Below are 16,825 nucleotides of genomic sequence, written 5' to 3'. Positions count from 1 at the left end.
AATGAACAAAACACGATATAGAAAGAATTTTTTGGCCTTCTCTTGCATTACATTGGGAATATTTAGCGCCTATCCTGTTTTAGCCAAAGAATTGTTTAACTCTCAATTTTTAGAAAATATTAATAGTAATAGCGTTGCGGATTTTTCTTTATTATCAAAAGGTGATGTAGACCAATTACCTGGTGAGTATTTGGTTGATATTTATGTTAATGAACAATCAGTAGCGAAACAGAATATAAAATTTAGTACCAGAGAGAATAAAGCAAGCTATTCCTCTGATAGCGTAGCACTTGAGCCTTGTATATCATATGAACAACTACAAGCTTATGGTGTACGTGTTGAAGCCTTTCCACAGTTAGCACAATATGGAAAGGACCCCGTTCAATGCAAGCCATTCTCAGCTTTTGAGAAAATTATCCCTTATGCATCATCTCATTTTGATTTTAATCAGCAGAGATTGTATTTGAGCTTTCCACAAGCATCTTTGACCAATTTAGCAAAGGGAACGATTGACCCGTCAATGTGGGATGAAGGAATCCCTGCTCTACTAACAAATTATAGCTTTACAGGGAGTAACTCGACGAACACAGGCAGTCATATTAGTGATAAGTCAAGTGATAGCTATTTTTTGAGTTTACGTTCTGGGCTTAACGTGGGGGCATGGCGCTTACGTAATTATTCAACATGGAACAGTAGCAATGGTAATAATAGCTGGAGAAATATTAATACCTATCTCCAGCGGTATATTACTCAGTTGAAGTCGCAAATAATTATGGGGGATACCTATACACCTGGCGATATTTTCGACAGTGTACAGATTCGTGGTGCACAAATTGGTACCGATGATGACATGCTAGCAGACAGCCTGAAGGGCTATGCACCTGTGGTACGTGGGATTGCACGTACTAATGCGACGGTGACGATTAAGCAAAACGGATATACCGTTTACCAGAGCTATGTGGCTCCTGGCCCATTTGCTATCACTGATTTGTATCCAACCGCCGCGAGTGGCGACCTTGAAGTAGAAATAAAAGAGTCGGATGGAACAATCCAGAGCTTTATTCAACCCTTTGCGAGTGTGCCTGTTTTGCGCCGTCAAGGGCAAATTAAGTATGCATTTTCAGCGGGGAAATATCGCAATGGTCACAGTAGCCAGCGGCCATTTATAACGCAGGGCTCACTTGTTTGGGGGATCCTAAATAGCTTGACCGCTTATGGTGGTCTGCAAGTTGCAGAACGCTACCGTTCTCTGGTGTTAGGGGTTGGTCAGAATATCGGCGATTTTGGTGCATATTCTTTTGATATTACAACAGCTCATAGTGAAGATGTAACGCGATATGGTAATGGTTCTACAGGCCAATCTTATCGCTTATTGTATTCTAAATCTTTTGCAAATACGGGAACGGACTTTCGTTTATTAGGATACCGTTACTCAACAGAAGGGTTTTATACCTTCCAAGAAGCTGTTGAGCGTCGATATCAAGATTGGGATTTTGCAGATGATAGCCGCTATTCTTACCACCGACGCTATCGCCTTGAAGGAACATTAACGCAGCAACTAGGTAAAGATTTAGGGTCTATCTATTTTTCTGCTAACCGACAAGATTTCTGGAAAGGGCAAGGTAAGCAGACTCGATTGCAAGTAGGTTATAACAATAACTGGGGCCCTTTAAATTACGGTGTTTCTTATAGTCGAGCGACATATCCAAACCAAAGAGAAACAGACCAAATTTTCAGCTTCAATGGTTCATTTCCACTCTCTGCGTTATTACCTAACACATGGGCGACTTACAATATGGTTAGCCAGCGCCATGGACCCACAACTCATCAAGCGGGGATATCAGGCACATTACTCGATGATAATAACCTCAGTTATAGCGTTCAGGAGAGCTATGGTTCTAAAGGGCAGGGTAACGGTGGTGGAGCCAGTCTTAGCTACCGCGGTGGCTACGGTAATATGAATTTTGGTTATAACTATAGTAAAGATTCTAGGCAGTTAAACTATGGTGTTGAAGGTGGTGTTTTAATTCATGGAGATGGTGTAACACTTTCCCAACCAATTAATGAAACTGCAATATTAGTGAAAGCGGTTGGTGCCAAAGATACCAATATTACAAGTTATACCGGTGTTAAAACAGACTGGCGGGGTTATGCCGTATTACCTTTTGCTCAAGCCTATCGATTTAACCATGTTGAGTTAGATACAAAAACATTGGGTGACAATGTGGAATTACAAGAAAGTGCTAAGAGTGTTGTGCCAAGTAAAGGGGCAATTTCTAAGGTTGAATTTATTACACAAGTTGGCTATCGCGCACTGATTACATTGAAACATAAAAACGGCACAGTGATACCTTTTGGTGCATCGGCACAATTAGTTCAAAACAATGGAAAAGCAATGAATAGCTCCATAGTTGGAGAGGGTGGTCAGTTATTTATCAGTGGGTTACCGGAAAGCGGCAAGCTGGAAATTAAATGGGGACGTCAGGCAGCGCAGAGTTGCTTCGTTAATTATCAATTACCTGTGAAACCATTGAGTAAAGATGCCGTTGGTATTATCCAGACTCAAGCGGTATGCCAGTAATTGGGGGATTGTAATGAGAAAGTTATTTAATATTCATATGATAAAGCGACTGTATTCTTCTAGCTTATTGGCTTCTTCTTTTCTAATGGTTTCTAACAGTTATGCTGCTGGGATTGAGGATGAGTGGTATAACGTTTGCCATCCTGACGGAGCAATGACGAACTATTCAGTCAATCTTACTGGTGATCTTGGTGCATCATTTAACAAGGCTGGTACTGAACTCCAATCGAAACTTACTTGGAATGAAGGGAAATCATATAAGATAGTCTGCGCATGCATACCTGGTGAACAATGGAATCAGACTTCTTATTCAACGTATTACATGGGGAGTGATTTGTCTACTAATGGTCATGCGCCAGGATGGGTTAGTGCTAATGAGTATATAGATGTCAGAACTTTTGTTGCAATTTGGAAGCAAAGTATCGGTAGTACTGTTATGCATCAAGTTCCATTCAGAGACGTTTCTAATGAGACCCCAGAAGGGGTATGCCCGAATACTGAGCTTAATCAATTTGGTCGAAGTCGAATAAGGCAGACTATCACTAGTGGTGGAACCGGAAAAATGGATCTTTATATAAAGAAACCATTTGTTGGCCGTACTACCTTTAGTCTTCCGCGTTTCTATACGATGTATGCTAACAATGACAATCGGAGTACTGGACCGGCTATTGTTACTGTGAGTATTCATGTTGATATCACCGCCCCGCAGTCATGTGAAATCAACGCGGGTCAGAGTATATCGATTCCATTCAATGACGCTGCTCAGCGAAATTTTGTTACGGCAGGCAAGGGAGGCATGCCAGCGGGGGTAGTTCCACAATCTAAAACATTGAGTATTAAGTGCTCAAATATGGATGCATATGCAAATTTAGATATGCGCTTTATTGGTACAGCAGACCCAAATCGAGCTAGTGATGGCTTTAGTACCAGCAATAAAGATATTGCAATTGCAATAGAAGGGCCTAATGGTCGCTTAACACCGACTACAGGGAAACTCCCTTTGCAATTAGATGCTAATCAAAATGGTTCGGTAACTATCAAAACTTACCCTATCAGTAGTACTGGTCTAGCCCCTGCGGTTGGCAAGTATTCATCAATTGTAACTGTGCGTTTAGACTTTAGATAATAACAATGGAGATAACTATTATGAGTAAGGCAATGGATCGTAGTCATCATTTTCCGTGGTCAACAATGAAAAAAGTGGGTGTTTTATCATTATTGATTGCAGTCAGTGGTGCAGCACATGCAGCGGATATTACTTTGAACTTTAGTGGAAATGTTGTGGTAACAGGGTGTGATATTTCTGCAAGTAGTAAAACAAAAGCGATAGCTTTCGGTACTGTGGATTTGGCGAAAGCGGCAGCTGGTGGGACAGGGTCTTCGGCCTTAAAAGATGTGGATTTTTCTTTAGATTTTACCAATTGTGTGAACCTTAAGAATATCAGCTTAGTGATGGATACAACCAAAGCTGTGACGGGATTTGCTGATTACTATTCTATCGATGAAGGTGCGGGGAAAGCCGGTGGCTTAGCGGTTGGTATTAAGGGAACAGATACAGCAAAAACTGTTCAATCACCAGGAAAAGAGGTTTTATGGGCAAACACAGCGGCAACAAATAATATTCCTTTTAAAGCCACATTATATAAAACCGGTGCAGTAACTGCAGGGGCAATTACTGGGCTTGTGAATGTTACTGTGAAATATAATTAGTATAAATTATCTATTTAAAAATATTACTTCTAATAATATAGAACCAAAGGTTATATAAATGAAAAAAACTTTTGTATTAACGCTAATAAGCGCTATGGCAGGTATCGCTTTAATTTCAGGCGCACAAGCGGCTGATGCAACATTAACATTGAAAGCAACAATAAAATTGGCGGGTTGTGATATTTCAACAGGCACAGGTAAAGACCAATTAGTTGACTTTTCAGATGTTACCGTAGTTAAAAATGCGGTCAAAGGGAGCTCAATAGCTAAAAAAGATTTTAATCTGCAATTTCAAAATTGTGCAGACTTGAAGGGCATTGATGTTTCAATGAAAGGTACTGCTGATACGGATTTCGCGGGTGGAGAACTGTTTGCGATTGATAAAGGTGCAAATATGTCCAAAGGCGTTGGTGTTAAGATTATTGCGAAAACAACTGGTGGAGAAAAAGTCCAGAAGCCAGTCGGTGATACGGTTGTTTGGGGAAGTCTTTCAGGGGCTAGCGTGACTTTACCTTATCGTGCTGAATTAGTTAAAACGTTAGATACAATAACCGGTGGGGATGTTCGTTCAGTTGCCGAAGTTAGCGTAGCATATAAATAAAATATTAATAGATTGAATGGTGTTATAGATATTTAAAATAACTGATGGCATTGTCGTTTTATTCTCTTAAAACGACAAAGAAAGTTTAATTTATCTACTTTTACTATAGAAGTGATTCAATAATTTATATGCACATTATAAGGCAATGATTAATTCAAGAACTAGCATCTTTATTCGTTAATTTTGATTTGCGATTATTATTTGGACTGATTATGAAATTATATTCGTATAGGTATTGTTATATTTTTGGCATAGTTTTTTCGCTATGCCCTCTATTTTCATCAGCTAGTGATTTATCGTTAAATTTTACTGGAAATGCAATTGTTACAGGGTGTGATGTTGAATTTGGAAATAGTGGTAAGAATCAAGAAATCGATTTTAAAACAGTAACAACGACGAAAAGTGGAACAGGTCTTTCTGGCTTGGTTACTCAACCATTTTCATTGAAATTATCTGATTGCGCGGGAACAATTAATAAAGTTTCTGTGAGTATGTCTGGTAAGGCTGATACCGGCTTTTCTGAATACTTTGCCATTAATAGTGGCACTGGCAGTGCGCAAGGGTTGGTTTATGGTGTGAACGTAAAAGGGGACAAGAATAAAAAGCAAAAACCCGATGGTACAGTTGTTGAGTGGTCATCAACGGCACAGCCATTAGAATATGAAGCCACTTTGTATAAAACAGGGAATGTTGATGGTGGTCTCGCACAAGCGAGTATTGATATCAGTATTGGGTATCAATAAATAATAGCTATTTAATATGGGAGAGAGAGGATGAACATAAGCCGTTTATTCAGGGGAACTGTTTTAGTTGCAGGTATAAGCTTCTTTTCATCAGGGGCACTGGCTTTGGATGCTTCTGTTCAGATTAAAGGCAAAATAAAATTGATGGGATGCGAGGTTGATACCGGATCAAAAGATCAAACTGTTGATTTTAAAAGGGTCAATGTGCCGGTGAGTTACCCTTCAGGAAGTGTTGTAGCCGAGAAACCATTTACGATTAAACTACAAAATTGTGAATCAACCGCAGTTGCTGATGTTTCGATGAGTGGTACCCCAGATAGTTTTAATGCGGATTATTTTGCATTAGATTCTACGAGCCAAGATTCAGCAAAAGGAATAGCACTGCGTATTAAATCAACAAATGGGGAAGTTCAGAACCCTTCAGGTAAAGTAGTGACATGGCGTTTTAATTCATCAAGTAGTGAACAATTATTAACATATAATGGTGCATTAATTAAGACGAGTGATATCACTAACGGTAAAGTGAATGTAAATGCAGAGTTTAGCGTTAATTATCGTTAATTTTAATATAGAAAAATAATAGTGTGTTAATTAATCTAATAATAATGGTTTAATAACTTTTATTATATGAGTTTATGATTGTTTTTTTATTTGAGAAATATAAGTTTATTGGAAGTTGTAAATCTCGAATACGCTTTTTTATAGCATATCAGGGCGTTAAACTTTAAGGCTACAACACTAAAAATAATAGTGTCGTTATAATTAGGACAGTACGTATGAGCGTATATAACACTGAAATTTCTAATAGTTTTATTGGGCAGCAGGTTCGCAAACGCCGCCTTCTTTTAGGTTGGTCTGCGAGTACATTGGGGAAAAAATCAGGCTTGAGCCAACAACAAATTTCACGCTATGAAAGAGGAACACAGAATTTCACTATTTATCGTTTATGTATATTTGCAAATATACTGGAATGTGACTTAAATTACTTTTTGGGGCATGAAACTGATCTTGGCTACCCATTATAAGTTGAATATTAAATTTAATAGCTTCTTGAGAGAGGAGCTATTAAAAATCAACATATGTAGACATAATCTGTTTATACTTGATGAAAACATCAAAAAAGATGGCAACAAATAAGCTCCTATGCTTATTTATAATATCTGTCTGTTTTATAAAAAAGTATGTTTAGTTTACATATATTGCTATGGTTATAGCAGTATTATGTTTTTTGGGACGAATAGAAACGGTATTATTTGGGGATCTTGTGAAAAATGTAAATGCTAACTCAGCAATGCTAAAAGGATGCTTCTAGCTGGCTGGTTGCTTATGGTATAATAATCGCACAAAAATATTGTGCTACAGCTATACTTTTTAAATCTTATTTTTAATCCATTTTACATTGGATACCCCAGTAATGAACATTAGTCAGCTTAAAAGCTTTGTTGAAGTAGTGAGGAGTGATTTTAATATCACCAATGCGGCTGAAAAATTGTATACCTCTCAGCCAACTGTCAGTAAACAACTTAAAATATTGGAAGATGAGTTAAACGTTTCATTATTCAATCGAAAAAATAATAACTTATTGTCGCTGAGTCCGATTGGTGAAAAAGTTCATCATGTTGCGTGTGATATTCTTGCGCAGTTCGATAAAATTAAAAGTATCGTGTCTCATGAAGACTCGACGATAAAACAAAACCTGCATATTGCAACTACTCACACACAGATCCGCTATAAATTGCCTCAAGTGATTGAGCGTTTTAACACACGCTACCCCAATATTTCTTTGCATTTCCATCAAGGTGCGCCTGCTCAGATTGCAGAGATGGTAAACAATGGCGATGTGGACTTTGCCATTGCGACCGAGTCTATGCACCTTTATGATGATTTATTGGTGATGCCTTGTTACCAATGGTCTCGCAGTATTATTGTTCCACATGACCACCCATTGGCTCAATGCGAGCAGCTTAAGATTGAAGACCTTGCAGACTACCCGCTAATTACTTATGTTTTTGGTTTTACAGGGCATTCAAAGCTCGATCAAGTCTTTTATCAACATAAATTAACGCCAAATGTTGTTTTAACTGCTGTAGATACTGAAATTATTAAATACTATGTAAAACGGGGTGCTGGGGTTGGTATTATTTCAACCGTGGCTTTTGACCCAGAGGAAGATAGCGAAGCATTACGTTGTATTGATATCAGTCACTTAGTAAAACCAAGTTATACACATGTATGTATTAACCGGCACATGCATTTAAAAGATTATATGTATGATTTTATCTCTCATTATGCACCTCACCTTGATTTGAATTATATTCATCAGCCGAATCAATGGGTACCTACAGAACAAAGCGAGCGTGATCAGTTATACCGAGAATTGCCAGAATTGTAACTTATAAGTGAATGACTAAGAAAAAAGCCGAGTAATTGATTGTCCAACTATTGGGGGGCACTTCAATTTACTCGGCTTTAGTATTACTGTGTGTATTATATTTATTCTAACGAGTGGCAATATTAATAAAAATTTGAGCGCCAATCAGTAAACAATCGTCATCAACAAAATAAGGGTTAGCATGTAAGTAATTATTAATCCCTTTTGCTTGATTACCACTTCCTAAGAAGTACATGGCACCGAGTTTATCTTTAGTGGCATTGATCATATAACTGAAGTCTTCACTGCCAGTCATTGGCTTACCATTTGAATCAATCTGCTCAATCGGTAAGAAGGCGGCAGCGGCATCATAAATCACTTTGGCTGCTTGTGGGTGGTTGACAACGGCAGGATATCCGCTGGCTTCCAGTGTTGTTTTAAACCCACCGGCTTCACTACGAGCCACAATTTCATGGAAGCTGGCTTTTAATATTTTGTCCGTTTCTTCATCCATTGAACGGATCGTTCCGCGTGCTTGCACATGATCCGCCAGCGCATTTGGGATGGTTCCGCCGTTAATCATGCCGCAACCAAATACGGCAGGGCTGAAAGGATCAGTTTTTTTGGCAACAATGTAGTCCATATAATCAATGATACGCGTTGCTTCGCGGATAGCATCTAACCCTTTATGAGGGGTTGAGCCGTGGGCAGAAACACCGTGGACATCTAGCGTCCACGCTGAGCCGTATGAAGACATAACCCCAGAATTAAATTTAATATAACCCGTTTCAAATGCAGCATCATTGTGTAGGCCGTAAACTTCGTCGACACCTTCCATACACCCCATTTCTACCATTTTGTTAGCACCTGGCACACGCATATCTTCTTCTGCCATTTGGAAGATAAAGCGGACGTTATGGGTGAGTTCAGAACGGTTTTCACTGAGGTACTTTGCTGCCGTTAAGGCGATGGTCATGTGGGTATCATGTCCACAGTTATGAGCGCAACCTTCATGGACAGAACTGTGCTCATTGCACGTTAAATCAGGCATTTCAAGGCCATCGATATCAGTACGATAGGCAATCAAGCGCTTTGTTGGGTCGACAATCAATTCAGCGGTAAAACCTGTGTAGCCTTCGAATAAACGAATGTTATAGCCAAAGCTTTCCATCAATTCACGGCAATATTGTGAGGTTTTGAATTCTTGCCCAGACAATTCAGGGATCTTATGTAAATCCTGACGTGTTTTTTTGCTAAATGTTTCTAAAGCAAAGAGCTTTTCACTGATATTGTATTTATTGGTCATTACGTTTTATCCCGTATACAAAAGCGTTTTTAATGCTGTTAAAGGGCCCCTGGTGTGAGCATGGAATAATGAACAGCACGCTCATTTAATTTATGTGTATTTTAAAAACTAGATTCAGAAATAGGGTGATTTCTACTTCTACTCGTTATTTTTTATCTATCAATTTATAGGTCAATTTTAGCGTGGATATTAAAAAAGTGAGCGTGACGGAGATCGTGTTTATATCATATCAGTATTGCATGGCTCATGAATAATAAGGATGGTAATTTATTAAAATAATAATAAAAAATCATCATTTCAATTAAAATCCTTTTATATCAATTTGTTATGATTTTATTTTTCAATTTTAATATTAAGGATATTTATATTTTAAAGCGAGCCTGAATAGGGTTTAAGTTAAATTTTTTATTTAAAGTAGGGCGGTGATTGGCATGATTTTAGAAATTTTTTTAAATGAGATGGCGAATGTAAAAAGAAATTAATTAATGCGAAGAAAAAATTTTAAAGGTGGGATAAAAGCTAAAAAAATCATATTCCCCTTATTATAATTAACATAGCAATAAGGGGAATATTTTAATAATTAGTTCTTAAAAGAGCCGATAAATGAGAGGTATTCCTCTTTGCTCATTAATGGGGTGTAATCAGCTAACATCTCATCAGCTTGGGATGCATCATCAAATAACAGGTCAATAATTGCCATTGCCATCATTTGAGCTGGGCGGATATAGGCCATATCATCATCAAAAACAACGTAATCTTTACCATGCAAACCACCACGAATTGCGCCAATCCATGGGTGACTCACTGGCATGATATGTGATAAGTCACCTGTATCCGTGCTTCCCGTCATGTGCCCAGCAACCCAAACATTTTCTTCACCAATCAAGTCATGGGCATTTTGCTGCAACAAATGGTTCAACGTATCGTTGTTATACAGTGGGAGGTAACCCGGTAAATCTTTGACTTCTACCTCTGCACCGACAGACATTGCACCAGCAACCAATGCGCGAGTAATACGCTCATTCGCATCAATCATTGCAGGGACATTTGACGCTCGGACATAACTTTCCATACGGACATCACTTGGGGTGACATTGACCAAATCACCGCCTTGCGTGATGATCGGATGAAAACGAATATAATCTTTTTCTTGGAAGGTCTCGCGGATCGCATTCACTCCCATAATCCCCATCATTGCGGCATTGAGGGCATTGACACCTAAGTGAGGAGCTGCCGCAGCATGAGATGCTTTCCCTTTGTAATTAATCAACTTGCCAATAAACCCATTGGTGGTGGTCGACATTTCAATAAAACCGGTATCACGTTCTGGTTTGACACTGGTTAAATGAATTTGCATCGCCATATCGATATCATCAAATTCACCAAGAGATATCAGCTCTGGCTTACCGCCGATATAACTAATTTTTCCTTGTTCAATCAGTTTATTACGATAAGCCAGTTCAACATACTCCTCAGCGGGAACGGCGAAAGGAACGACGTCTCCCGCGAGGTATTGCATAGCACCTGACTTAACCAGACCAATAGTCACAGCCATCATATTAGCGATTTGAGCATTGTGCCCGCAGCAATGGGCAGCACCCGTTAAATCATCGGCTTCTGGGTGTTCTGCACAAATAATCGCATCGAGCTCACCAATCACAGCAATACTATGTTTACTCCCTTTTCCACCTTTTAGGCGCGCCTTAACACCTGTTAATGCGAGTTGGTTTCGGTAATTAACGCCTAGCGCAGAAAATGCAGCTTCCACTTTTTTTGCTGTTTTGATTTCTTTGTAGCCTAGCTCAGGCTCTGCCCAAATATCATCTGCTAATTTCTTTATATCCCTTTTATGGGATGCAATTGTCTCGCAGACGATGGCTTTCAATTGGTCTTTGGTCATTGTCATGGTAAATATTTCCTCTTGTTAGATAACGCCGCTCCATGAAAGTGTCACTTGACCAATAAGTGCAGCGAATAAGAATGTTCCCGTAAAGACCGCCAGTGAAACTGGGATGATGCGCCATGAAATAGCTTTAAATTTATCAATATCTTTACCGAGTGAAAGACCGGCAAATGCAAGTACCGTCGTACTAATAACAGCAAGTGATATTTTACCTGTCATTGCGATCATTTCTTTATCGTAAGGGAATAACGGTGAACACAAACCGGCAGCAATTAAAGATACCCAGAAAATTACAGGTAACTTACCTAATGGTGGGATTTGTGCAATTAAGTATGCCACAAATGACATCCCCCCTAATAATGCCATGGCGATAAATGAGTCACTAAAGACTGTGCCAAAGCTACCGCGGCCATAAATTGAACCGCCGAGTGCATCACCCAGTGAAGTGAAGATGATGACTAACACGATGATTATTGCGATTTCTGCCATCTTTTTCATGATCTTATATCCTTATTCTGTATCTGCTGATGCTGTTGCACGTTTTCTTTTCAACTTGTTGTATAAGAAAGAGGCAAACGGTAAGGAGAAGAAAATATAGATGTACAGACCTAATACTGAAGACATCAAGTTTGCGGAGGATGAAAATGCTTGAATATCCGCAGCGTGTTCAGGATAAAGCTCCAATAATGGTGCGACTGACGCAGCTAGCATCGAGCCACTTCCGACTCCGGCTCCCATTGCTAAAGCGAGAGGGCTCATAATATCGAGTCCAGCGATAACACTGGCGATGATGCCCATCCAAACGGCTCCGTACATTGTTCCGCAAATATACATTGCCATAACACCACGGCCTTCTGGTGAACTTAAACCATATTTGGCTTCAATAATGGCAATATTAGGTTCACGACCGATAGAGTAGGTCGCACCAACAGCTTCACGGCCCATGCCTAACATGATAGCAAGTGGTAAACCAAGTAAAATGGTACCGATAAAGTGACCGATTTCTTGCAATATTAATGCGCCACCGGCTTGAATAATTTTTTCCCAAGATGCACCAACGGAGGTGCTTAATTTTGCGATTAAGATAACTAACGCGACACTCATTATAGAGCTAGCGTGTGCCATGTTTTTTTCGCTGAGAATTTTGAATTTTGGAAAACTGATAATACCACCCATCAACATGGAATAAAGCATTGGAAAAACCATGACTAAACTGATTTTAATTTGCCCTATAGCTTCCGAAAGAAGAATGATAAGTAAGCTAACCAAAAGCAACTTACTATCTTTTAATATACCCATAGTGTTACCTTTCATTGGAAATGTTTTTAAGAGTTATTCGTATATATTTATAATAAAAATGCATCATTTTCGTATTCATACTATCCATGAAACTATTTTCCTGACAATATTCCGAAAGTCTCTTAACCATGCCGAAAAGGCATGGTTAAAATCAATAAATTAAAATAATTAATAAAAATGGAGTCTTTGAATTGTTTTTCGCATTTCAATATTAAAAATATTTTTATTTTTCAGTGCGATACAAAAATTTATTAAATTTTTAACATGTTGTTTCATAAGTGATTTTTATTTTCAGATGCATTAATGCGAAGAGTTATCAAATACCTAATAAATGTGAGGTTGTTCAGGTTTTATGTATTTTTATATGAAAAGGTTTTATTTTTGTTGAGTTTGCATAATGGTGAAAATTGAGGATTAACTGGGTTTTGTTGTTGTATTTTTGGGTTTTAAGTTCTACTTTAATCTGATTTAAATTTAATTATTAGTTTAATAAACCAGTGCGTTTTTTTGTTTTTCTTTCAAAAAAATTTTATAAATTACAATAATATTGTATTTGGCAGTGATATTTGACTTGGATCGCAATTCTGAATATTCATTAATTAGAAAGCAATAAATGAGTCGAAATTTTATTTTAGTCTAAATGCTGATATTAATGTTATCCGTAACATATCAACTGCTATTTGTTTATAGCATCTCAAAAAATACAAAGGCACGAATGGCGCGAACAAAAAAGTATTTATTGTTAATTTATGGTGAGTCATCCTTTTATCACAACGGTATTGTAATCGGTAAATCTAAAGTAAGGTGTTTATGGCCATTACCCTAAAAGATATCACCAAAGACAATTGGGTGGATATCATATGTCTCGAAATAACCAAAGAGCAGGAAGACTTTGTCGCTCTTAACTCAGAGTCAATCGCAGCCTCAAAATTTTTTGATTATTATATTAATCGAGGTATCTATGTTGATGATGAGCCTGTTGGCTTTGTTCAATATTATTCAAACCATGAAAATGGTAGGCCTGAAGAGGTGTTTATTGATCAATTGATGATTGATATAAAACATCAAAGAAAAGGTTTTGGTTCTAGGGCTATTCCGCTAGTTCTCGAGGAAATTAAAAATTTGGGCAAATATAAGTCCGTATCAATTTGCTATGTCGAAGGTAATGACATCATGAAACCTTTTTTTGAACAATTTGGCTTTTCTGTTGTTGAGCAAGATGAATTTGATGAAACTATTATGCGGTTATTTTTCTGATACTAAAGTGATAAATATCCACTCCAACTAAAAGTTAGCAGCGGATATTTATAGAGCGGTAAATCGGCAGTATTTATCTAAAATTGCGCATTTAATCCTAAGCGTAGTGTGCGGCCCGGGGCTGGCATCATACTACGTGTCAGTGGATCGATATAATAACGATCAGTTAAGTTGGTTACTAAGAATTCGACATTAATATTTTTGTCAATTTGGTAACTTGCATAGGCATCCGCTGTAAAGGTGGGTGTCCAGTGCATTGGGCTGTTGTTCGCCATCGAATAACTTCCCGGGAACTGTTGCATCAGTTTGCGTTCATCTTTATTTTGCACACTACTGGTATAACGTAAACGTGTTCCCACTTCGAGATCTTCATCCATAAAGCGCATGCCTAGGTTGGAGTTAATCGCATATTTAGGCTGTAATTGTGTGCGTAAAAAGCCACCGGGGAAACCTGCTGTTGTACATTGGGAGAGATTATAACGGTTAGTTGGGTCTAAATTAGCGGGCGCGGAGTCATCACAAACCTCATTTTTGAGGCGGTAATCAACACCAATATCCATAAATATCCCACCATTATCGTAGCGAGCTAAGGCTTCAATCCCTGCGGTTTTATGTTCTTTTACTTGAACGAAATTAAGACGCCCATCGCGGTCAAATGCATTTTCAATGACCGTATGGTAATAGCCTATTTTAACATCGGCATGGCGTTCTGCTCCGAGTAAACCTTGTAAATTACGTGAATAACCAAATTCAAAGGTTTTTGCACGTTCGGGTTTAAATGCCATTCTCTCTTTACGAGCTTCACTTTCGCCTGCAAATCCAATGCTACTTTCGAAGATACTCGGTAAGCGTACTGTTTCAATGTAACGTGCATAAACACGGTCGTTATCAGACAACCAAATATTGGCACCAAAAGCGGGGGCCCAGCCATGGCTTTTTTGCTTGCCTGAGAATTTCCATTTTTCTTCTTCAGTAAGTTCACGTTTGATGTCATCTGATGGGTGTGAGTAACTTGAACCATACACATAAACTTCTTTACCGGTTACTGGGTCGACTGCGCGAGCTTGAGAGTCAAAAGTTCCGTTATGGAAAGGGTTCGTTTTGGTGGTATAGCGCCCATCGTTATCTGATTTCCATTCAGTGCGGAAATTAACGTCTAAAACGCCATTTTCTTCTGGGTGCTGAGAGTTTTTTCTCTTGGTGATGAAAACGGTATAGTTCGTATCATCAAGTCCTATTGTTTTGAGTAAGATTTGTTTGTTTTGATAGGCACCATTGAAGGGTTGGTAACCATTGGCAACAGCCTTATTATATTCTTCTTGAGTTAAAATTCGGTTGTAATTGATCTGTTTTGCAAGTCGTTCATCAGGGTTTTGAAAACCTTTGGTTCGATTGCGCATTTGCTCTTTTAAGTAATCATCCTCTGTCCAGCCATCAATATATTTTGCACCAGCATCCAATTCCAGCCAACTCGTTGGACGATAGTTAAAGTTAAAGGCAATACTGGTTTCTTGCCGATGTCCTTTACGTGGAAGGGCAATAAACGGGCTAGCCGTCTGCGATGGTGGTACGTCGTTAGAGTCTAATTTTTCTTTGAGCATTGAGCCGCGAATGGTTAAATCAAGATCGGGCGTGAGCGCCATGGTATTGCGTAAATTAAATCCAATACGGTCATTTTCAGAATTGGTTGCTGCGGTATTAATTAAAGTTCCATCAATGTTAGGATCTTTTCCATCACCATAACCATATTCAAACCCCCAATCACGTTCTTTAGGTTCTCGCGGGTAACCGCCAGAGGTGTTGGTATCTCCTACCGAATGCGTCATCCACACATTTGCATTTAGGTCAATCCATTGATTATCTTCGGGTTTCCATTTGTATTCCGCATTATAGGCATTGACCGTAAAGTGAGCTAATGGCCATTGTGGTAATACTTGTTTTCCTTCCAGCTCAGCAAATCCTAAACGTGAAGGCATAATTTCACCATAGGTACTTTCACTCCGGCGAAAGCCAAGGTGTAATGCTTGGTTTTCAGTGAGATATAAATTGGTTTTGACTAAATAGGATTCCAGCTTATTAGAGGTATTAGTCACTTCTTTTCCGGGGCGAAATACATTCGCGGCAAAAGGTAAATAAGGGTCTGGGCCAAGTTGTTGCTGTACTGTTTGTTGTTCATTTAATTGAACAGATTCTTTATAACGGTGAGCGCCATTTTTCCCCGCAAAGTAGTTACCTTGCCGGCGATAAGCATAGGCGGCCATTAAATCAAATTTTTCTTGTCGGGTCCCAACCGCGATCCTTCCTCCGTTATCTTTAAAATTGAAAAATTGAGCATTTCCTCGGGATTTCGGTGTGATGTTAACAACGGGGTCGGAAAGGACAGAGTTCTTATTTTTATAAATCTCAGGGTGATCTCGGTAATCTTCGCCATAACCATAGTGGGGAATACGTTCACGAGTTGAATTACTGCTGGTTTCCAATTTTAAGCTGACACCAAACTTTTCATCCGGTGCAACAACATCATCTATCCCTATGGTTCTGATGGCTATCCCTCCACCGACAGAGGTTTTTATATCGCCAGCGAGAGAACCACTTTTTTCAATCTCAATGCTACTAATGAGGTTTGGGTCCACATAGTTACGGTTATTTGCGCCATTATAACCCCGATAAACGGTGAGTGATTGTTCTGTGCCGTCAACCGTGACAGGAACGCGCTCTTGCCCTTGGATCCCTCGAATATTTGGGTCTAACGCACCACTGTTTCTTGCATCACCGCTATAGACACCAACTGCACTATTTAGCACATCTGCAGTACTGGTGCCTTTATAACGTTCAACAAGGTCTTTTCCTAAATAAATTTTAGAACCTTTGGCATCATATTGGTCATCGTAACCTTGTTGATCCCGTTCTTTGATGGTTTTTGCTGAATCTTGAACGGTAATGGTGCCGAGGTGTTCTTCTTTTTCCCCTAAAGCGGTTATTGGAATCAAAAGAGCAGTAATAATTGCAGTAGTAATAGGTGTTAATTTGTATTTATACATAGTGTTTTCTCTG

General features: G+C 38.8%; 14 protein-coding genes. 9 read left to right on the top strand and 5 right to left on the bottom strand.

What is annotated here, in order from left to right; genetic code table 11:
- The first annotated feature begins 1 nt into the window (after position 1).
- The 8 genes from SJ312_RS08580 to SJ312_RS08545 all read left to right on the top strand — a co-directional run bounded on the left by SJ312_RS08580 (position 2) and on the right by SJ312_RS08545 (position 8,027).
- Positions 2-2,581 carry a fimbria/pilus outer membrane usher protein gene (locus tag SJ312_RS08580; RefSeq protein ID WP_319867434.1) on the top strand — a complete coding sequence of 860 codons (2,580 nt, stop codon included), beginning with the start codon at positions 2-4 and terminating at the stop codon, positions 2,579-2,581.
- Positions 2,582-2,618: 37 nt separating this feature from the next.
- Complete coding sequence (locus SJ312_RS08575) at positions 2,619-3,707, top strand: fimbrial protein (RefSeq protein WP_319867432.1); 1,089 nt, start codon at positions 2,619-2,621, stop codon at positions 3,705-3,707.
- A 20-nt stretch (positions 3,708-3,727) separates the two neighbouring features.
- Positions 3,728-4,291: a fimbrial protein gene (locus SJ312_RS08570; RefSeq protein ID WP_319867429.1), complete on the top strand. Its 564-nt coding sequence runs from the start codon at positions 3,728-3,730 to the stop codon at positions 4,289-4,291.
- 58 nt (positions 4,292-4,349) lie between these two features.
- On the top strand, positions 4,350-4,892 hold the full coding sequence (locus SJ312_RS08565) for a fimbrial protein (RefSeq protein ID WP_004262414.1): 543 nt from the start codon (positions 4,350-4,352) through the stop codon (positions 4,890-4,892).
- A gap of 212 nt (positions 4,893-5,104) precedes the next feature.
- Positions 5,105-5,635 (top strand): fimbrial protein, encoded by a 531-nt coding sequence (locus SJ312_RS08560; protein WP_319867428.1) that lies wholly within the window; start codon positions 5,105-5,107, stop codon positions 5,633-5,635.
- Positions 5,636-5,665: 30 nt separating this feature from the next.
- Entirely contained in the window at positions 5,666-6,196 is a 531-nt protein-coding gene (locus SJ312_RS08555; protein ID WP_110592208.1) for a fimbrial protein, read from the top strand.
- A 215-nt stretch (positions 6,197-6,411) separates the two neighbouring features.
- The gene (locus tag SJ312_RS08550) at positions 6,412-6,660 is read left to right on the top strand and encodes a helix-turn-helix domain-containing protein (protein ID WP_004262407.1); all 249 of its coding nucleotides are present in this window, start codon (positions 6,412-6,414) and stop codon (positions 6,658-6,660) included.
- Between the two features lie 389 nt (positions 6,661-7,049).
- Positions 7,050-8,027 (top strand): LysR substrate-binding domain-containing protein, encoded by a 978-nt coding sequence (locus SJ312_RS08545; RefSeq protein WP_187710475.1) that lies wholly within the window; start codon positions 7,050-7,052, stop codon positions 8,025-8,027.
- Positions 8,028-8,133: 106 nt separating this feature from the next.
- Here the strand turns inward: SJ312_RS08545 and SJ312_RS08540 are convergent, their stop codons facing one another.
- From SJ312_RS08540 to SJ312_RS08525, 4 genes are all read right to left on the bottom strand, one after another.
- Positions 8,134-9,312, bottom strand: coding sequence for a M20 metallopeptidase family protein (locus tag SJ312_RS08540; protein ID WP_094961300.1), 1,179 nt, complete (start codon positions 9,310-9,312; stop codon positions 8,134-8,136).
- A 580-nt stretch (positions 9,313-9,892) separates the two neighbouring features.
- Positions 9,893-11,218 (bottom strand): amidohydrolase, encoded by a 1,326-nt coding sequence (locus SJ312_RS08535; RefSeq protein ID WP_110592205.1) that lies wholly within the window; start codon positions 11,216-11,218, stop codon positions 9,893-9,895.
- Positions 11,219-11,236: 18 nt separating this feature from the next.
- Positions 11,237-11,713, bottom strand: a complete 477-nt coding sequence (locus SJ312_RS08530; RefSeq protein ID WP_319867427.1) for a hypothetical protein — start codon at positions 11,711-11,713, stop codon at positions 11,237-11,239.
- A 12-nt stretch (positions 11,714-11,725) separates the two neighbouring features.
- The gene (locus SJ312_RS08525) at positions 11,726-12,514 is read right to left on the bottom strand and encodes a DUF3100 domain-containing protein (protein ID WP_319867426.1); all 789 of its coding nucleotides are present in this window, start codon (positions 12,512-12,514) and stop codon (positions 11,726-11,728) included.
- A gap of 810 nt (positions 12,515-13,324) precedes the next feature.
- Here SJ312_RS08525 and SJ312_RS08520 point away from each other — a divergent pair.
- Positions 13,325-13,771 carry a GNAT family N-acetyltransferase gene (locus SJ312_RS08520; protein ID WP_004262388.1) on the top strand — a complete coding sequence of 149 codons (447 nt, stop codon included), beginning with the start codon at positions 13,325-13,327 and terminating at the stop codon, positions 13,769-13,771.
- Positions 13,772-13,848: 77 nt separating this feature from the next.
- On the opposite strand, the gene SJ312_RS08515 is transcribed toward SJ312_RS08520, so the two are convergent.
- Positions 13,849-16,812 (bottom strand): TonB-dependent receptor plug domain-containing protein, encoded by a 2,964-nt coding sequence (locus SJ312_RS08515; protein ID WP_319867424.1) that lies wholly within the window; start codon positions 16,810-16,812, stop codon positions 13,849-13,851.
- Positions 16,813-16,825 lie beyond the last annotated feature (13 nt).

This window comes from Providencia sp. CIM-Carb-044, from assembly GCF_033901115.1.
GTDB lineage: Bacteria > Pseudomonadota > Gammaproteobacteria > Enterobacterales > Enterobacteriaceae > Providencia > Providencia hangzhouensis.
This window is presented reverse-complemented; position numbering and strand designations above follow the sequence as displayed.